At 46.8% G+C, this 19379-nt stretch carries 12 protein-coding genes and 1 tRNA gene; 4 read left to right on the forward strand and 9 right to left on the reverse strand.

What is annotated here, in order from left to right:
* Positions 1 to 127 precede the first annotated feature (127 nt).
* Positions 128 to 3016, reverse strand: coding sequence for a PAS domain S-box protein (locus QUA00_RS03065; protein ID WP_333408646.1), 2889 nt, complete (start codon positions 3014 to 3016; stop codon positions 128 to 130).
* Positions 3017 to 3067: 51 nt separating this feature from the next.
* Between QUA00_RS03065 and QUA00_RS03070 the strand changes: the two genes are divergently transcribed.
* The 4 genes from QUA00_RS03070 (at position 3068) to QUA00_RS03085 (ending at position 5818) form a co-directional block, all read left to right on the forward strand.
* On the forward strand, positions 3068 to 3307 hold the full coding sequence (locus QUA00_RS03070; protein WP_333144246.1) for a hypothetical protein: 240 nt from the start codon (positions 3068 to 3070) through the stop codon (positions 3305 to 3307).
* A 370-nt stretch (positions 3308 to 3677) separates the two neighbouring features.
* The gene (locus QUA00_RS03075) at positions 3678 to 4082 is read left to right on the forward strand and encodes a hypothetical protein (RefSeq protein ID WP_333408647.1); all 405 of its coding nucleotides are present in this window, start codon (positions 3678 to 3680) and stop codon (positions 4080 to 4082) included.
* Between the two features lie 230 nt (positions 4083 to 4312).
* Positions 4313 to 4501 (forward strand): DUF2949 domain-containing protein, encoded by a 189-nt coding sequence (locus tag QUA00_RS03080; protein WP_333056627.1) that lies wholly within the window; start codon positions 4313 to 4315, stop codon positions 4499 to 4501.
* A 150-nt stretch (positions 4502 to 4651) separates the two neighbouring features.
* Positions 4652 to 5818: an RNA-guided endonuclease TnpB family protein gene (locus tag QUA00_RS03085; RefSeq protein ID WP_333144244.1), complete on the forward strand. Its 1167-nt coding sequence runs from the start codon at positions 4652 to 4654 to the stop codon at positions 5816 to 5818.
* A 350-nt stretch (positions 5819 to 6168) separates the two neighbouring features.
* On the opposite strand, the gene QUA00_RS03090 is transcribed toward QUA00_RS03085, so the two are convergent.
* The 8 genes from QUA00_RS03090 to QUA00_RS03125 form a co-directional block, all read right to left on the reverse strand.
* Positions 6169 to 6245, reverse strand: a tRNA-Met gene (locus tag QUA00_RS03090).
* 120 nt (positions 6246 to 6365) lie between these two features.
* A complete protein-coding gene (locus QUA00_RS03095; RefSeq protein WP_333408648.1) occupies positions 6366 to 7319 on the reverse strand; it encodes an asparaginase in 954 nt (317 codons plus the stop codon).
* Between the two features lie 311 nt (positions 7320 to 7630).
* Entirely contained in the window at positions 7631 to 8140 is a 510-nt protein-coding gene (locus tag QUA00_RS03100) for a CGLD27 family protein (RefSeq protein ID WP_333408649.1), read from the reverse strand.
* Positions 8141 to 8142: 2 nt separating this feature from the next.
* Positions 8143 to 8562, reverse strand: a complete 420-nt coding sequence (gene rsfS, locus QUA00_RS03105; protein WP_333308381.1) for a ribosome silencing factor — start codon at positions 8560 to 8562, stop codon at positions 8143 to 8145.
* Between the two features lie 137 nt (positions 8563 to 8699).
* The gene (gene yqeK / locus QUA00_RS03110) at positions 8700 to 9335 is read right to left on the reverse strand and encodes a bis(5'-nucleosyl)-tetraphosphatase (symmetrical) YqeK (protein ID WP_333408650.1); all 636 of its coding nucleotides are present in this window, start codon (positions 9333 to 9335) and stop codon (positions 8700 to 8702) included.
* Positions 9336 to 9534: 199 nt separating this feature from the next.
* Complete coding sequence (locus QUA00_RS03115; RefSeq protein WP_333408651.1) at positions 9535 to 12531, reverse strand: DUF499 domain-containing protein; 2997 nt, start codon at positions 12529 to 12531, stop codon at positions 9535 to 9537.
* Between the two features lie 287 nt (positions 12532 to 12818).
* Entirely contained in the window at positions 12819 to 15950 is a 3132-nt protein-coding gene (locus QUA00_RS03120; protein ID WP_333408652.1) for a DUF1156 domain-containing protein, read from the reverse strand.
* Positions 15947 to 19375 carry a protein NO VEIN domain-containing protein gene (locus QUA00_RS03125; RefSeq protein ID WP_333408653.1) on the reverse strand — a complete coding sequence of 1143 codons (3429 nt, stop codon included), beginning with the start codon at positions 19373 to 19375 and terminating at the stop codon, positions 15947 to 15949. Before QUA00_RS03125 ends, QUA00_RS03120 begins: the two co-directional genes overlap by 4 nt.
* Between the last annotated feature and the right edge of the window lie 4 nt (positions 19376 to 19379).

The following is a 19379-nucleotide window of genomic DNA, read 5'->3' on the forward strand; positions in this document are numbered from 1 at the left end:
AAATTCGAGTTCAGTGTTCACGGCGTTAACAGTTGACTGTTCACGGCGTCAACAGTCAACAGTCAACAGTCAACATCATTCCGGTGTTACCGGAAATGATATAACACTTGCCTCCCGGATAGCAAGACTAACTGCTGACCAATAATTCAACGCGGGCCGGCAAGCACACAGTAAAAACCGAACCGCAACCTAACTCGCTTTCAACCTGCATATCACCACCCATCATCACGCAAAAGTGACGGCTAATAGTCAATCCCAAACCCGTGCCGCCATACTTGCGGGTAGTTGATGCGTCGCCCTGCATAAATGCTTGAAATAAATGCTGCAATTGTTCGGGGGGAATCCCAATGCCCGTATCAGCTACGCGAAAAATTATTGAGTCGGAAGGTTCTGCTATTTCTTGAGTGGTTAAGCTGTCATGTTTAACTCTTTCAATGCAGAGAGTAATAGTGCCATGTTCCGTAAATTTGGCTGCATTGCTCAGCAGGTTGAGCAATATTTGACGAGTTTTGGTAATGTCCGCATACATCATTCCCAAGTCCTCAGCACAATCAACTTCAAACTTATTAGAATTTTTATCTACCAAGGGTTTGACAGTAGAAACTACCTCGTCAATTAAATTAACCGGGTTGAAAGTTTCTAAGTAAAGTTCCATCCGCCCCGCTTCAATCTTAGAAATATCTAGAATGTCGCTAATTAAAGATAGCAAGTGTTTCCCCGCTGTTTGAATTTTTTGCAAGTCGGGGATAAAATCTTCGCAGCCTAAATCCTCGGCGTCTTCTTTGAGCATATCGCTGTAACCAATAATCGCGTTGAGGGGAGTTCGCAATTCGTGGCTCATATTAGCTAAAAAGGCGCTTTTGGCTTGGTTTGCAGCTTGAGCAGTTTGAGCGACTTTTTGGAATTCTTCTGCTAATTTTCGCTGGGTAATATCTTCAGCAATACCGACGATGCGGTAAATTTCTCCGGTTTGGCTGCGGACTGGAAAAGCCCGATCGCGCACCCAGCAAACTGAACCGTCCGAGCGCACTACCCGATACTCCTCATCATAATCGCCCCGCACCTGTTTCTCAAAAGCAGCCTTGACGCGATCGAGATCCTCCTGGTGAATAGCATCCCAAAAAGCCTCCGCTTCTGACTGCAAACTCTGACAGCTCACATTCCATATTTTCTCGCAAGCCGGACTCACATAAACTAGCTGCTTTTGATTGGGTTCTCTAATCCAAAATACCTCATGAATATTTTCTGCCAACTGGCGAAACCGCTCCTCGCTGGCCCGCAACTTCTCCACAGCACTGTGAAATTCAGTCACATCCTGAATCAGCGATGCCACTCCGATGATGCTGCCGTCAGCATCAACCAAAGTCGTATTGTACCACTCGCACAGAATTATTTTGCCGTCTTTTCTGATGTTCTCGTTAAGGCTGGTAACTCCTCCTGTATTAGTCAACAAAGTTATAGATAGTTGCCTCACGTACTCCTTAGCACTTTCAGGAACTATGAGATCGACTCCGTGGCATCCCATAGCTTCCAAGCGGTTGTATCCAAAAATTCTTTCCGCTGACAAATTCCATTCCGCTACTTCAAAGTTTAGATTCCATTCAATCGCTCCCAAAGGAGTTTGGTGAAGATGGAGAGCCAGTTTTTGCTGCGAGTTTTTCAGAGAAATAATTAATTCATTTTTGTCGGCGATCGCAGATTGTACCCGATCTTCGAGAGTAGTAAACGACTCTTCCAATTGAGCGGCCATCATATTAAAAGAGCGAGCCAGGACACCCACCTCATCCTCCCGGTTTACAGACGCCATCAACCGGGAATCTACCACCATCCCGTCCCATTCTCCCCGGGACAAAGCCTCCGCAGCCTTGCTCAGACGCCGAATCGGTACAACAATCCACCTAGAAGTCAGAGCGCCAATCGCCGTTGCCAGCACCAAAGCACCCAGACACATCACCACAGTATACCGAGTGTTGGCATGAATCCTTTCCATAAAATCGGCTTCAGGAACCGTCACCACAATCAACCAGTCGAGGCCCCTGCTGTCTAAAAGCGGCGTCACCTGTAGAAATTGCCGTTGACCGTCGATCGTAAAATCTAACTGGCGAGATCTGTCAATTTTGTGCAAATCCCCGAAGTGTTCTGTCAAATAGCGGGCGGTCGATCGAATGAGAACATTCTTGCTGCTCGTTGCCACAATCCGTTTCGCAACACCATTGCTAACAATAAATGGCGGTTCCCTAGTAGAATTTGCCACCAATTGCCCAGACCTTTCTACAATAAAAGTCTGTCCTGATTTCCCAATTTTTAGAGTTTCCAAGAATTGATTGAGCTTGGCAAGGGCCAAGTCAGAACCCAGGATGCCAATCAGTTTACCATCATCGCCATAAACTGGTTGAGCAGCCGTAATCGCTAGTTTGGGAGCGTCAAAAAAATTATAGATTTTACTCCAAGTCGGTTTGCCTGCGCGCACCGGAGCTATGTACCAAGGTCGGACGCGGGGGTCGTAGTTGAGAGTAGTTTTTAATAGCTTGGTTGGTTCCTCGAACTCGGACAGCGCGTAGCTATGCAAGTTATAGCCAGTAGATGGATTAGAAATCTGAACTTGCAACTTGCCGTCGTCGAGGCGTTCAACTCCAATAAAATCTTTTTCTTCGGATGCGAATTGAATGTAGCTAATTTTATCAAAAATTTTGATTTGTTTGTAGAAGTAGCGTTGCAAACTCTCACTATCCTGCAGGTTCACAATGCCGAGACGGATGGCATCGAGATTGAGCTGATTGATTTGGTGTGGCGTTTCAATATAACTATTAATATGTTGCTGGATACGCGATGTGACTTCTGTCCGCAGTTGTGCGGCAACATCGTTGACGGCTATGCGCCCGTTCCGCAGCGACAGCCACCCCGTCAACCCTACCGCCGCGAAAGTCTGGAGGGCAAAAGGCACAACAAGGACGATGCGAATTGGCACTTTGCCTGACATTTTTAAAATTTGGTCGGTCAAATATCTGATTGGCATGATGAAGCAGAAATATTACGAACCCACAACATTTCGGTAAAGTACAGCCTGATGAGCGCCGGTTTTGAAGTTGAGATGGTTTTAGTAGGCCAAGTGCTGTTAAGAGTTCGGAATTGGTCGCTGGCAACTGAATTTTTAACGACTGCCACCGCCATCTTAGCGCGATCGTCCGCTTTGAGAACAGGGGCAATCGAGATGAATGCGTATCAATCCTGGACTCACTCTACACGCTCATACTATTATAGATTTGAGATTCCAGAATTAAAGAATTCAGAAAGACTGGTTCTGTAAGGGTTTAGAATTTGCCGGCCGTTGCATTTTTTTTTGAACAGGTATCTCAAACCAGGTTTTTTTAGCGTTTTGGCGGTCTGCAACGAACTATTTTCGTGAAAAACAACCGATGGATCGCCGCCCGTGCGTCCAGCACTAACTATTTTTCCACTCATGACGCCCGCTAATCAAACCAATCGAGTTTTTGGTTGACTCATGCCTGAAATGACGTATTTTGGCGTTTCAACCCGGTTGCTGCGTCAGTTCTATTTGACCGATAGCGCGATCGAAAGTTATAAGTTTTGACAGGAAATTTAATTGATATCTCCACAAGCAGCTACTTTTGATAGAGTGCAACTTAATTCCGGCTAGGTAAAATAAGCATAGTAGGATGCAACTAGCGGAGGCATGGATGATGAACGCAGTTATTGCTACTCTTGGCACTGCTCTCGGACTTAGCTCAATTTTTATCGGTTTGACTCCGGCGGTTCTCGCCCAACAAAGACTGCAACCAACGCCCCAATATTCGGAAACGACTTTATCGGGGGACTCGTTGAGGACTGTGGAGGACAGAACCTTAGACTCGGACTACCACAACTTGATTGGTGAACCAGAAACGGCGGCTAATTCTGCTAGAAGGGAAAGCAGCTTGGGCGACACATTTCGCCTCAAAATAGAGGGCCCATTGGAATTTATTACTACTCCTTCGGACGCCCAGCGTCAAGGAAATCCTTTACCTCCAAAACAAACCGACAGCGGTACAGAAGCGGGAGTTCAGCTTCTGCTAGGACTTTAGCAATTTTAAATGAATTCATTTGAAGCGAGCGATCGCGGAACCCTATTTTTGATTCTCCCAGTTCTTGTGACTGGGATCGCTTTTTTATCTGAGTTTTATCACAAGTTTTGTGCGGTTTCCATCACACTGGGTTCTTTTTTGTGAACCTAAGATTAGACCAATTAAACTTCCGATACAGACTGATTAGCTACATATCTTTACAATAGCGCATAAAACAGGCGGTGAAGGTGATGAGAAAGGCTCAACTGATCGATTATTTGCGGGGAGAGTTGGCAATATCGAATTCTGCGATCGCCGTTGCTCTCCGACACGGTGAACAAGATGCCAGCGAACTGCCGATGGTTCTGTGGCAGTACGGGTTAGTAACACTGGAACAATTAAACCTGATTTTTGATTGGATGGAAGCTCAGCCAACTTAGCAATTTAACTAATGCGAATGGGAAGTCCCGCGCTCTACCGAAGGTGAGCGTCGGGATGAAAATGAGTCAGAAAATAAATTGAGCGACAGCGAATCAATATCGTTTTTGTGCGCGTATGATATTTTTACCGGTATTCTGCACTCCTGATAAATGTATAAAGCTTACAAGTACAGAATTTATCCCACAGATGAGCAAGATGTCTTGCTGGCAAAGTCTTTTGGCTGTGCGAGATGGTTCTGGAATTATGCTTTGAATCTGTGTCAAGAAACTTACAAGAATACCGGGAAAGGACTATCGAGAGCATACATACAAGGTTTGCTCCCTGCACTCAAGAAAGAATACGAATGGTTGAAAGAACCCTATTCTCAATGCTTGCAGGTCGTTGCATTGAATTTATCTACTGCCTACAAAAACTTCTTTGACAAGAGGGCGATGCCACCCAAATTCAAAGCCAAGCACGACAGGCAGTCGATCAGTTATCCTCAAAATGTCAAATTTGACGGTGACTATATTAATTTACCTAAAATTGGTTTAGTTTTCTGTCGGCGGCACCGTGATTTCGAGGGCGACATCAAGACCGTTACCGTGTCTCGTAACCCAGACGGCAAACACTTTATTTCTGTTTTGACTGACGACGGGAAAGAAAAGCCTGAATCCGTCCCAGCAGGTAAAGCTATTGGCATTGATGTCGGGTTGACTCATTTTGCGATTACCAGTGATGGTTCTAAGTTTGGCAATCCCAAGCATTTTGTTAAACGTCAGCGGAACCTAAAACGTAAGCAGCAAAAGCTTTCTCGCAAAAAGAAAGGCAGTCAAAACAGGAAAAAGGCAAGACGGGCGGTGGCAAAAGTTCACTCCAAGATTGCCCGATGCCGGGAAGATTTTCTACAAAAGCTATCCCGCAAGATAGTTAACGAAAACCAAGTTATTGCAGTGGAAAATCTCAACATCAAAGGCATGGTAAAGAATCATAATCTAGCCAAAGCTATTAGTGATGCTGGCTGGGGTATGTTTTGTACCATGCTCAAGTACAAGTCCCAGAGCGAAGGAAAGCAATATGTCGAAATCGATAGATGGTTTCCGAGTTCTAAAACTTGCCATGTATGTCTAAATCGAGTTGAGAATCTCACTCTTGATATTAGAGCATGGAGTTGTCAGCATTGTGGTACTCACCACGATCGTGACGTAAACGCGGCAACCAATATTAGAAATGAAGCCTTGCGGATTTTGGCGTTAGGAACTAGCGCTTCTGCCTGTGGAGGGGATGTAAGTCGATCTGGTAAAACTTCGGTTTTGTGGGACGCCCCGCCCCGTTGAATCAGGAAGCCAGCGCTGTACCACTTAAGTGGTCAGCGTCTGGTAGTTCACAATCCTGAGTTAAAAAATAGGGATATCGGATTGCAATTTTTTAACAAATAAAGCTTGCACAAACGGTCGTCGGAAAGTATAGGGTTCAGTGTTTAGGTTAAGGGTGGGTCTTATTTTGTCCCAATTAGAAAAATACAAATATACAGTAGGGACACAACACTGTTGTGTCCTCATTTTTGTTGCCGACTAAAATAAACTGTTTTCAATCTGTCGAAGAGGCGATCGCAGACGGCATCAAACAGACGGCATAAAACAAACCCCAGCAACTTTTAGGATGCCGGGGCTTGTCTTATTTAAGTTGGTGGCGGGAAGTGGATTTGAACCACTGACCTTCGGGTTATGAGCCCGACGAGCTACCAGGCTGCTCTATCCCGCGTCGCTTTTTGTCTCTTTACTAATATAAACATATCTTTCTGAAAATTGCAACCCCTCCATCAAAAAAACTTTTTAGATTGTGGGAGGGGTTGCTGAAATCGGCGAGCGAGTCTCGATCGCCCTAAAGCATCGAAACTTCCCCGATTACCTCCAAGCGCTTGAATTCGCTCAGAGTGAGGTAAGTTTCCGCCAGAGTTTCGGCGATCGTCGGAGTAATCCACCCCAACTGCTTGAGCAAGTGAATCGCCACAGCAAATTGAGCACGCTTTCCTCCATCCGTCACCTTAATTGCCAAGCCCATGCCTTCGCCCACGCGGCCAATGCACTGCACCCCTTCGGCGCCGGACTTGCTCACCAATTCCCCTTGAGTCAAGCGCATCAGTTCCGTGTCAAATTTGCCCTCACCGGCAACCATCATTGGGTGATGAGTCATAGCGCGGACAATCCGCTCCATATCCACATTGTGGCCGGAGGCTAACTGAGCGTACAAAGACGCCATTTGCCCCAACTGCAACAGATAGGTAGGAGCGCCGCAGTCGTCACGAGCGCTGATAAACTCTTCGGCAGGCATTTCCAGCAAGTCAGCCACTTTGCCTAAAATAAGCTGCTGGACAGGATGTTTGCGGCGTAAATAAGTGTCCAGAGGCCAGTGCAGTTGCTGACAGACAGCCAGCATTCCGGCGTGTTTGCCGGAGCAGTTGTATTGCAGGGCGCTCTTTTTGCCTTCGGGAATGGGGCATTGAAGTTTAGAGGGGTCAATGTCGCAGCGCCACAGGACGTTAAATACCTGGCGCGATTGCTCGATCGTACCTTGATGGGAACTGCAAATAATCGCTAAATCTCGATCGGTCAATTCGTAGCGTTCTAAAGTGCCAGTCCCCGTCACCGCCAAAGCTTGAAAAGGCTTGAGTGAAGAACGGACAAATGAGGCCGTTTCCGAGTTACCAGCAACAGACAGAACGCGCCCGCGGTTGTCGCAGACAGCGGCCTGGGCGCGGTGCCTCGATTCCACAATACCTTCGCGCAGCAGTGTGACTTCCAGTTCGGGAGCTTGGGTTCGTTTTCCCCTTGTCATATCAATTTTAGATTTTAGATTTTAGATTTTAGATTGAGGCCGGTGGAAGTTATATCAATTCCGGTTGCACCGGAATGATGTTGACTGTTGACTGTTGACTGGGAATCGAACAACTGAAAATTGCGCCGAGATAGGTGGCGACTTGTAACAATCATTCATGAATTGCCCTCTAATTTATCACCTGACGATGCAGCCGGAAACGATATTATGAGTTGCGAGTTGTCATTTATGAATTGCGAGTTGTGAAGTTAATCTTTTGGCGAGCGTTTCTAACTCAAAACTCAAAAGTCAAAACTCCCTTCCCGAACCGATTACAAACAACTCCAAATTAGTCCCCCGGCAACCAGCAACACTGTCAAACCATAAAATGTCTGCCGCAGACGCCTGAGAATTGGTTCTAGTTGGTAGTTGACAATCAACTGGTCTTGAAGCAAAACTTCGGGAGTTTTAGGCCAAGATTGACAATCGTACCAGCCAGACTCTTCGTAGACGACCGTGGGATTTGAAAGGCGCGATCGCACGTAGAACCAACCCAAGTAGAGTCGCAGCAAAGCTAATCCTAGAATAAAACCGGCACCTGCGGCACCGCACAGGACAAACTGAGCTGGATACTTGCTTGGAGCAAAGCTAGAAGCAGCTATCGGCACCGATACCAAGCAACTCCAAGCCCACACCCAAGCTAGTTTTGCCAGGTATCCGGGCCAATTGAGTGTTACCCAGCTAAAAAACCAGGATTCTTTAAGTTCTTGGTATTCATTTATCGGTCGCTGTTCTTGCGGAACGGGACAAATAGAAGCTGAAACGTTTTTCACATTAGCCATCCTCACGGCGTGGGGGAAAAGTCAATGCGTTCGGCGTGTCCCCAGAACGCTTCTAAATTGTAGAACTCCCGCTCTTGAGGCTTCAAAATGTGAACGATCGCGTCGCCGTAGTCCATGACGACCCAACTAGCGTCTGATAGCCCTTGTGTACGCAGTGGCAAGCGTTGCCACTCTTCTTCAACTTGGTCTGCTATCGCTTGGCAGATGGCTCGTACCTGCACGTTGGAAAATCCGGTGACGATCGCAAAGTAGTCTGCCAAAAAGCATACTTCTGACACGCGGAGCAATACAATATCTACTGCTTTGCGGTCATCGGCTGCTTGGGCAACGGTCATGATCAGGCCACGAGCTTCGTCTGAGGAGGTGCCGTCGGTTGTTGTAGACTGGGCCCTGGAGTATTGGAGTTGAGTTAGATCAGACATTAAGTGTTTAATTTCCTAATTGATAGGGTAAGGGGGAATCGGTGCGTTTTCGCGATCGGTTGTTGGCAGTTTGAGACGGGAAATAGGAGTTAGGTTGAAGCCAAAAGTAAGGACAGGATTTCTGGTAAATTTTACTTTTAACTTGTGATTTGTTCGATCGACTTCTCCGTCGAATTTCCTGTTTCCGGCGATTCGCGGGCCATTTGCAGCGCCCAATTCCGCGTAAGTACGGTGCGGGGGTGGATGTAGCAGCGAGTTTCTAGCAAATATTTAAGAGAATAATCGCTAGTTTGCCACACGGCTGCATAAAGATTTTGCAAGCTTGCCTCGCGCAGTGCTTCTAGTTGGGCTGTGTTGCCGCGGCTTGGCTCTATGGTATCTGCTATGAATACGGTACAACTGAGCTGGCTCATGTTTGGTCTGCCGAGGGTGTGATTGGCGATTGCGTCCAAAATTTCTCGATCGACCACCCCGAATTCGTCTCTGGCGACGATCGCGCTGGCGTCTGCGTGCAGCAAATGCGGGTGTGCTTCCAACACTGAGTCTAACTCTAAACCTTCCTTCTGGGCGATTTGCAGCAGCAGTGGAGGTTTGAAGTATTTTGCCAAATCGTGCAACAAACCGGCCGATCGGGCTTTTGCTTCGTCGAGGCCGTAATGGCGAGCCAAGTCACCTGCTACTTGTTCGACTCCGAGGATGTGTTTGATTCGGGCAGCAGGAACGCGCTCAGAGAGCCAAGCTAGGACGTTTTCGCGCGCGGGTGCAAGTGTCAAATATTAACTCCGAAATTGTATGAGCTACTATTTTAGCGTTTTGTTTTAATGGACTGCGGTGTCGGGCACGCAGGGGTGTGGTGATATCTGGGATGGGGAGGGGTGAAGGGGGCGAAGGCTGGGCGGTTTCATTAGATCGGCAAATCATGGTTTTGTAGGGGTAGTGCGACCCCTACTCCCCGTGCCTACCCCCTCCACTTCATTCTAGAACATCCACCTCATCATTCAATCCGAGTTCTTGGAGTGCAATTTTAGTCTCATCCCGCCTTTGCTGAGATACCTCACCTTCGATAGAAACTTCTATTTTCACTGTGAGCTTAACATTTTTGTCACTGGCAAATTTACTCAGAACTTTAGTATAAAAATTCATCCACTTCTGAGGACTAATTTCACTAATCCATCTCAATCCTTTAGGTGGAAGTGGGATGGTTTTGGGGTCTGGTAATTGATAAATTGTAGCATTTTGTTTCGCTATGCCACCATTAGAAAATTTTACGGTAAATTCAGCAATAGCACTGATTGTTTCTACTGTTGCTGTCACAGTGAAATTGCCCTCATTTTCCCCACCCGTGAGTAGGCCATTGGGTTCAATATTACCGCCTGTAGTAGTCCACTGTATTTCACCAATAGCAATTTCTTTGTCATATTGATCGCGTCCCCGTGCGATAAAAGTTTGCTTTTTACCGGGTTCTAGTTGCACTTTGGTGGGGGAAATTATTAACGCGCTCAACTTTGGCGGATCGGTGATACGTTGCAGGTAAGCGGCGGCTACCTCTGATTTAATGATAAACAAATCGTCTGAAATTTCGATTTTGCTGGCTGGTAAATCGGTTTTGAACTCAAACGGTTCGTATCGATCGCCTGATGCTTTGCCAACTAATGCTAAAGTACCATCTTTGACACCACGAGCGATCGCCTCTTTCACCGCATCCCCTTTCAAAAGTCGCGGAAACGAAGGTGAAGCAAAGAAGGCATCCCGCACAGCCTTGGTACTCCACTCCTGGAAAGCACCAGACCAATTGCGAACCAAAAACCGAGGACTCACCGCCTCTTCCACATCCCCATCCAGACGCAACCGATTGATAATTAAGTCTACAATTGATTTGGCAGAACTCGACGTAACTAAACCCAAATCAACCACCCGTAACTTATTATCTTTCCCTAACAACGCGACGTATTTATATGCGCGCCATACGGTTTCAATCAAATCGCGCTGAGCCTTTTTCAGGTTTTCAGATAATTGCTTTTTCTGCAGGTCATCTAAATTGGCTTCCTCATCCCGAATGTCTTCCCAGGATAGCATCTTGCGGGCTTCTTCGCGCAATTGAACATCCGAATCGACGATCGCAAAAATTAGCGCACTCTTAAACGTTCTCGCTGACGCACCAGACTCGCGAATCATTGACTCCACCAACTTTAGGGTACTCTCATCCTGTTTGGAATGGGTGGGAGACATCACCGCTAAAGTCAGCACAGCTTGATTCGGAAGATTGTTAGGTTGTTCGGGAAAACATATAACCTGAATTCCCTGATTAAGGGCAAATAGCTTCTGAATCTCATTGAGAATTCGCTCATCAATGCGATGCCCTTGCACGTTAGCGCGGCGGTCTGCTAGAATTTTGTTGAGGTTTGGATAGAGACTAAATCGATATTTTGTTTGCCCGACAGTTAAGTAATAGCAATCGCTAGTTAGAGATTCCAAAACCGTTTCTACATTGCCAATATCTACATTTGGCTCACCTACAGCCAGTCGAATTTCTGGGACAGTTGCTTCTGTGCGAGTGCAGCCACCATTGGATTCAAAAAAGATCGCAGTCGTCACTTTCCGATGCAGTCGTGATTTCTTAATATCTTCCGTAGCTTCCGCATCAAGACGAATGGCGTGAGAGTTTTTTTTGCCACAAATATCAGTTGTCACCGGCCCTTCTAGGCGATCGTTTCCAAGTTGATCGAATACGGCGGCTCGAAATGATAGGTCATCTAGGGGTGCAGTTCCTAATCCAATTAGGGCATCGCGATGGTTGCCTTTATAACCTTCTTGGTAGGCAATAGACACCCACAAAGCTAAGAGTCGGAGGACACCTCTGGTGCGTTGAAATCGAGGCAAAGCCTGCCATTTTCGCTCGAATACCGATAGCACTGTTGGGTGAAAAGGATAACTCGCGACAAAGGCTTCCCGCGCACTTTCAATCGGGAAACTAGGCAACTGTTGCTTGTGCTCAATCACCCAATCTGCATACTCGTTACAGGTAGTAACAGCATCCTTGGGAAGCATGATTTTACCTTCAGGGGTGACAGCATTAGCAGTCCATTCAAATAAGCGACGGCGGATAATTTCTGATGTCTCAGATTCGGCAGACATCATAATTGCCTTACCCAATCTGTCGAGCACTTTCTTGAAGCGCTGTTCGTCGGCTTCGTCAGCAGCAGTATATTCCATTTCTGAGGCGGGAATAGATACTACTAAAACGACATTTTTTTCACCTCTGGCAGTTTCTGAAAGTGCTTGAATGAAGTTATAAAGCCGATCGCCATAACCGGTTTTGCGATAAGTGCTGGCGTAGTTGATAATCTCGTCTAACAAAATCAAACAGGGCTTATCTTTGGGGAGAAACTTGCGGATCACATCGCCCTTGGGTTCAATAAATTGTGCTTCGTGTTCGGCGACAATATTAAAAGCCGCTTCCCCTCCCAACTGATAGGCAATTTCACCCCAAGGTGTTTTGCGTAGAGGAGTGCCATCATCGCCACCGCGCCCGGTGATGGAATCAAATTCAGTGCCGACAAATACGGCTACAGCCGCTTCGGGGATGGCAGAAATGGCTGCTTGGTTTAAGATTTTATCGACTCCCGTCCATTTGTTAGCGGCCGGGCCGTGTTTTGCTAAGTGATAGAGTAGAGTTAATGCGTGAGTTTTGCCGCCGCCAAATTGCGTAGAAAGATTAAATATAGCTGAAGTTTCTGTGGTTTCACCAGAGAGTCGCCGGACTACCTGAGCGGCGAGGTATGTTAAATATTTGGTAAGATAAGTGCGATCGAAAAAGCGATCGGGTTCTTGATAATCTGCGGGCGCTCGTTTGTCTCGCACTTGGTCGAGATGTACCGCAAATTCGGAAGCATCTAAAGGTTTGCCCTCGCGCAAGTCTTCGCGGGGGATAAGTCCTTCAATTTTATACCAAGGTTTGAGTCCTGCCACAATATTACTTCCTATTTATGGGTTAATTTACAGCGTATCCCAGGTTTATGGAGTGCAGTCATCCCACGAGTCCGACAGGGGTTCAAACCCCTGTCTAATAGCTAAAGTCGGTTGAAACCGACTGAAGATTTGCCCCAAACCAATACACATCAACTAACTCTTCAGTCCTCTTTGAGAGGACTTTCGCTATGAGACAGGGGTTTAAACCCCTGTCGGACTATCGGTTTGACCTGGTTGTTGACACCAAAGATCCAGGATGTACTTCATAAAGGTGGAATCGGCTATATTTAAAATCCTAGTCCTTTCTTTCTTGCTAAAACTCCATCCACCCAGCGCTTTTCATCAGTGCCCGTGGGATACAAGGCTGAGAGGGACTGGGCTAATGTCCAGAAGCGCTTGTCACTTCCCACGCCGTCATCGACTAAGAAGCGTTTGAGGGCTTCGCTGCGTCCAGCCGCAAATAGAATCATGGTTTGGTGGATGCGATCGAGTACAGTTTTACCTGGATTCTCAATATTGGTATCGCCCCAATCTTCCGACACTTCATCGGCTGTGCTCTCTGAAGTATCAAAGAGACTCAATTGCTTGTGGCCTTTTTTCGGGCGCTTGACTGGGGCTTGGCCGGCGTCTTTGCCCAACAAATATTGCGATCGCTCCGAGACGGGCAGCAGTCGGGCTTTGTCCCCCTTTACTTGTATGAGACTGGTGAGGTTATCCAAGTTAGCGCCGAGTCCCTGAGCAATCTTGCGGGCGGCATCATATTCCAGGCTAAAGCCTGTGATTTTTGCTTTTTTGCCTGTGCTTTCGTCGTCATCATCGCTAACATCTTCTTCCTCTTGTGGAACAGGCATCTTGCCTGTTTTCCCATTACCTTGTGGAACAGGCATCTTGCCTGTTTCTCCATCACCTGATGAAAGTGTCCACAGCCACATGGCAGTTAATCGAGCATCTTCTTCAAAGCTGGAAGTGTCTGCATCTTTGAAGATGGTGCTGAGTGCTTCTTTGGAAACAGCAGCCCAGACATATTCGAGATATTCGCGGAGGGTGACGATTTCGCCGCTGGCTTTTTCGACACTGGAATAACGGGAGAAAATTTCGAGGGCGGGCCCCAAACAAGCAAAGATGGCATCGGCTCCGACTACGCCTTGATCCGTGAGGCGCGGCATCCATTCTTTGATCCGTTGCGGTAGTTCTTGCAATACATCGCGCCAATCGCCAATTTCTTCGTGTAATGTGCCATCAGGGTTTTCTCTAGGGCGGCAGACAAGGTGAACTGATGAGGCAAGGGCGGCAGAGTTATTTGATCTCAAGCGCCCTGATCTCTCTGTATCTATAGACCAAGAAGCAGTTACAATCCACCCAGAATTAATTAATGCAGCTAACATTGCTTCCCAACCTGAAGTCTCTTTGTTGGCAAAGACAAAAAGACTAATCCCTCTTGGACTTGTCACCCTCCGACTTTCACTACAAGCTTTACTCATCATTTCTTCAAACCATTGAGCATCTTTATGCCTATACATGGCAGCTCGATGTGATAAAGAAACGCATTCCTCTTCTTTTGGTGCTAAATCCGTTTTGAAAAGGTTTGTATGAATCTCAGCAAGAACTCTCTTATGCCATGAGTAAAAAAAATCTGACAAGTCGGCATAAGGTATAGCAGCATAGTATGGTGGGTCAGTTATAGTTGCATCTACAGAATCGTCGGGTAAAAGTTGACGGGTAGCCGATGTGAGAGAAGCAGAACCACTAACTAACTTAGCTGCTGCAATTTCTTCAACAACTCTACATACCCACTCACTTGCACCAGTCCAGCCAAGATCAGATAAAGGATTAACTTCAGCATAGTCCCAAACCATTGGTAATGCCTGCCGTCCAAATGTATGAGCAATAAATTCTCCAGATGATGCCCACATACAAAGACTGGAACTGTAGTCAATTTGGCGTCCAAATACCATCGTTAGTATTGTTTGAACGGCTTTAGCTATATCTTCTCCTTCCTCTTTGCTAATTGCTATTCCTACTTCTCTAATTAGTTTAGCAAATGTTGTCAGCATCAAATTTTGTCGAGGGGAAAATAGATGTCCCCACTCTGTCATTCCATACAAAACAACATTGAAAAACCCTCTTAAATGATTGAGTTTACCTTCGGGAACCAAAGACAATGAACTTGTTGCGTTTTGTTTATTTTTTTCAATTTCTTCCTTGGCTTTTACAAATGATAATAAATCCATTTCTGAGGGATATTGATAAGAACGTCCTGATGCTTTAGGAAAAACAATACATATCAACCTTGAGTCGCTTGTCCCCCCAATTCTCTTAATCTGTTGAATTCTTATGCTCTCAACCGAATTTGAGAATCCTGTAACTGGACACGTAGCCACCCCGCCTTTAGACGATCCCTTTTCAACTTCCTTCTCACTCTTCGGCTCAAAAATCTCCAACAAAGGACGGCGCACCTTGCGCGTTACCCCATCGGCATAAGTCACTTCTATCGTCTCAGTTTGCACAATACCCGAAGCATCCCGTACCCAGCGCAAAGCCCTATATCTCCCTGCTTTCTTTGCCAACCAAAGACTACGCATTAACGGCACTTCCACAGGAATCCCCGTCCCATCATCAGGAGCCTCAGAAATAATTGTCCTAGCCCATAAATAAGCAATCGGTGTACTTCCATCAGGGTCTTTAGGATAAAATTCAGCTAATTCCTTCTCTGCTTCTTCCTTAACCCATTGTCCCCATTTTCGCACCTCATCCGCTAACTTTTGCCCATATTTAGGAATATATTCCAACACCACCTTATTTAACAAAACCGCCACCGGATTCAAGTCAGAAGCAAAAGCATCCGCACCCACCCGCAACGCTTCCAAAGGAATCGCACCACCCCCAGCAAAGGGGTCAACAACTAGGGGACGAGTTCCGGGAACGCCGCCTAAAGCTTCATGGGCTGCTTGAGTTAAAGCGCGACTGGTTTCTAAATAGTCTTGCTGTGTGGAATTATCCCAATTAGCAAAATCGGCAATAAAATCCAATAACCGATAGCGGAGAATATTGAAATGCTGGGGATTATTAGGATCTAACTGATTTTCTGTTTTGGCTAAAACTTTCCACATACTCCAATTTTCACGAGAACAATGATTAGCTAAATCTTTATCCTTCGCCACTTTCTTAGCAAAATCATTAATAATGCTGGCTGCTTTATCCCGAAATTCTTGAGGACATAATTCATCCACAGGATCGATCCACAAGGAAGCACAAATCACCGCCCGACACGCGGCCAAAGGTCGCCTCGCCCACCAAATATGCAGCGTGGAAATATGCCCGTGACGGATAGATTTTTCCCGTCTGGCGTGGGCAGAAATCCGCTTGATGGGGAGGTCAACTTCAATGAGGCGTTTGGGATAATTAGTTTTGTTAATCACTTGCTCGCCTCCAAAATTTTCTCTGCATCAACATGATAATGTTCAATCTTCACTAACGGTTCCCATCCCAACTGCACGGGGTCTTGTATTGAACGCACTTCTGGAGTAGAGGCACAGTTAAAGACTACATACAGCCAGTAGTCTTTTTTTAAGCGTTCTGCTGTCTTGTATTCGTTGGTGGTGAGGGCTACTTCACCCACCCGCGATCGCCCTTTAACCTCAATAAACCTCACCGCGATCGCCGTGCTTGGATCTTCTGGATGAGGTTTGCGGGAGATTAAATCAAAGCCGCGATTCTCCTTTTCTACACTCACCACCAGCCAGCCCCTCGCCTCCTCGTAGGCAATAACTGCCTCGACTGCAATTCGCTCAATTTCGCGATCGCTAACCATAGCAGCCATTTCAGGGGATGTGCGTTCTGGATGGGGAAGTACCCAAGCCCGTCCGTGATGTTGAATATCCGCGATCGTGCAACTGCGCTCTTTTTCGAGTTCCTCCCGCCGCGTTTCCAATCGCCCGTTTAACTCAAACAATCGGTCTTCCATTTGCTTGAGGCGGCCGTCTAGTCCAGATTCCTTGACACCAGATTCTTGTCGCGAAATTAACTCAGCAAACTGACACTGCACTTTGTCAATAATTGTACTAAAACTAATTTCCATGTGGTCAGAAATAGTCTTAACTTCCTGCTGTCGTTGAGTCCTGATTTCTGTCAAAAAACGATTCAATTCTTGTTCTATCAACGCTTGTTCTGTCTGGTCGCGACTGGGTAAATTGGTATCATTTGGCAAACTAACAACCAACTTGGCACTATCAGTTACTGGCACCAAATCTAAAAATAAAGTCGGCTGTCGCACAGTCATTGTCCCGTCGATTTCCGTCTGCACCACATAGACACGTTCGTGCAGCTTGTTACCGCGTCCATCGGCGATCGCCGCCGAAAACACATCCAATCTCGCAGGTCGATCGCGATGCAAATCGAAAAATACTGCCCCGTGGCGCAAATCATCCTGTACCCGCATTAGCACATCTTCCCGCACGCACTCAAACAGCGGATGTCCGGGCGTCACCCATTCCAGCGTTGGGTCATCTGTCAACTTATGTTTATCAAACGTAATCTTTTTGTAGTCATGACCCAATTTGCCAAAGCGGGTTTCCAAACGTTCCCCGATCGGCCATAGAGTACGCGGTACTCGCCCAATGCGGTACACCTTCTGATGCTGGCGCGTTTCCTTGGGGTGAATCCCCGAAATCGGCGCCGCTTGCACAAAAAAGTCATCAATCACTTCTGGCACTAAACGCCGCTCTTTTGCTTCTGCTGATTTACCAATAATCGCACTTAAGTTCAGTTCCCGCTTAGCTAATCCTTCTAAAGCGGAATTCGTGAGGCGGCGGAATCGATCGGTGTCCACTTGCTCGACGATGCGGTTCTTAATCACATCTTCCGTCAAGTTGTGAGCGTACATCTCCCGAATCATCCGTTCTAGCTGATTGGCCGGAAAAATATCGCCCAAAACATTAAACACTTTGCCAGTGCGTTCTGGATCGATGTCAATCTCGATCGCCCGGATGCGCTCAAACAACTTCCACAACACCCGTCCTTCGCGGGTATTCGTCGAAACAAAGTTAAAAATCAGACAATCCTTATCCTGACCGTAACGGTGGATGCGACCCATCCGCTGTTCCAAGCGCACCGGATTCCAGGGAATATCATAATTAATCAGAAACCAGCAGAATTGCAAGTTAATGCCCTCCCCCGCCGCTTCCGTCGCCACCAATACCTGACAATCTTCCCGAAACTCGCGTTCAGAATAAATTCGGGTATTGGGCGTATCCCTGTCTCCAATTTTCATCCCCCCGTGAATCTGAGTCACCGATAGTCCCCACTCCCGCAGCTTACCCACCAAATAATCCAAGGTGTCTTTGTGCTCGGTGAAAAGCAGCAGTTTCATCAGCGGGTCTTGGAATATGCCTTTCTGGGTAATAGCTTCTTTCAGTTTCACCAGTTTCGATTCAACTTCTCGTTTTTCCAACGTCCGCGCTTGGTCGATCAGTTTGTTCAACTGATAGATTTCTTGTTGCAGCGCTACGGGGTCAATGGAAGCGACGACTCCTTCCAAATCTCCCAGAATTTTTTCCTGTTCTGCTTCAGTCAATTCATCAAAATCCTCTGGAACTTTCTTAGCAATCTGTTCGGCCCGATAAGCCTCTGGGTCTTCCAATATCCGCTGGCGTTTATCGCGCATTCGTTCTAAACTGCGCCGCACTGCGTAGACACTAGACGCGAAACGACGTTGCAACATTGCCATCGTAAAACCCAAGGCGCGACCGCGGGCGGAATCATCAGCCGATGCTTTGATGGATTGGTCTTCTACATACTTAGTCAAGTCGTCGTAGAAATCCAATTCTTCGTCATCAATTTGAAAGTCGATGGTTTCAACTTTGCGATTAGTAAATAGCTTTTTGGCTTGACCTGTCTCTGTATCGGGGAAAGTAACGAGAGCTTCTTTGGTGCGCCGCAGATAAAACGGAGCATTATTCCGACGCATTGCTTCTTCTAAACTCGTAACATCACCATAAACATCGCGGTCTAGAAGTTCTAGGAATAAACAAAAGTTTTTGGGGTCGCCTTTATGAGGCGTGGCGGTCATTAATAAGTAGTGGTCGGTGAGTTTGGAGAGTTCTTCACCGAGTTTGTAAGCCAAGGTTTTATCATCGGAACTATAGGCGCTCATCTTGTGGGCTTCATCCACAATGATTAAGTCCCAATGACTCCGCAGGAGACTATTTTTGGCATCTTCAATGCGGGAAACCCAGGATATTGAGGTGATGACTTGTTTCTTTTCTTTCCAAGGGTTTGATCCGTAATTTGCCCGCAGGACATCGCCCCGAATCACCTCAAAATCTTCGCGGAATTTGTCTTTGAGTTCCCGCTGCCATTGAAATGTGAGGTTGGCGGGGGTGACAATTAAGGTACGTCTGACTAAGCCCCGGACTTTGAGTTCTTTGAGTAGCAGTCCGGCCATGATGGTTTTACCAGCACCGGGGTCATCGGCTAGCAGGAAGCGGATGCGGGGTTGTTTGAGAAAGTATTCGTAGACGGCTTCTAGTTGGTGGGGCAGGGGGTCTACATGGGCGATCGCCAGGGCAAAATAAGGGTCATATTCGTAGGCTAAACCCAAGCGCAGGGCTTCCACGCCCAGGCGAAAATGCAGGGCGTTGCCGTCAAAGGGTTCTTGTTCTGGCGTAGCTTCTAGTTGAGCCACCTGTTCTTTGGACAGAATGGGCTCGTAAACTTGGTTGGTATTGATTCCTTTGCCGATGAGTTTAATGGCATCTCCCATCGGCACTACCATAATTACTTTTACAGGTTCTGGGAAGAGGGAGCCTCGCAGAATTACATTGGACTTCATTTGCTCTACTTGCATCAGC

Origin of the sequence: Microcoleus sp. T2B6 (assembly GCF_036700475.1) — a bacterium.
In the GTDB taxonomy this organism is placed as follows: domain Bacteria; phylum Cyanobacteriota; class Cyanobacteriia; order Cyanobacteriales; family Microcoleaceae; genus Microcoleus.

Excerpts from the sequence above, each read along its gene's own strand:
- QUA00_RS03065 (WP_333408646.1), bottom strand. The coding sequence starts at position 3,016 with ATGCCAATCAGATATTTGACCGACCAAATTTTAAAAATGTCAGGCAAA.
- QUA00_RS03070 (WP_333144246.1), top strand. The coding sequence starts at position 3,068 with ATGAGCGCCGGTTTTGAAGTTGAGATGGTTTTAGTAGGCCAAGTGCTG.
- QUA00_RS03075 (WP_333408647.1), top strand. The coding sequence starts at position 3,678 with ATGCAACTAGCGGAGGCATGGATGATGAACGCAGTTATTGCTACTCTT.
- QUA00_RS03080 (WP_333056627.1), top strand. The coding sequence starts at position 4,313 with ATGAGAAAGGCTCAACTGATCGATTATTTGCGGGGAGAGTTGGCAATA.
- QUA00_RS03085 (WP_333144244.1), top strand. The coding sequence starts at position 4,652 with ATGTATAAAGCTTACAAGTACAGAATTTATCCCACAGATGAGCAAGAT.
- QUA00_RS03095 (WP_333408648.1), bottom strand. The coding sequence starts at position 7,319 with ATGACAAGGGGAAAACGAACCCAAGCTCCCGAACTGGAAGTCACACTG.
- QUA00_RS03100 (WP_333408649.1), bottom strand. The coding sequence starts at position 8,140 with ATGGCTAATGTGAAAAACGTTTCAGCTTCTATTTGTCCCGTTCCGCAA.
- rsfS (WP_333308381.1), bottom strand. The coding sequence starts at position 8,562 with ATGTCTGATCTAACTCAACTCCAATACTCCAGGGCCCAGTCTACAACA.
- QUA00_RS03125 (WP_333408653.1), bottom strand. The coding sequence starts at position 19,375 with ATGCAAGTAGAGCAAATGAAGTCCAATGTAATTCTGCGAGGCTCCCTC.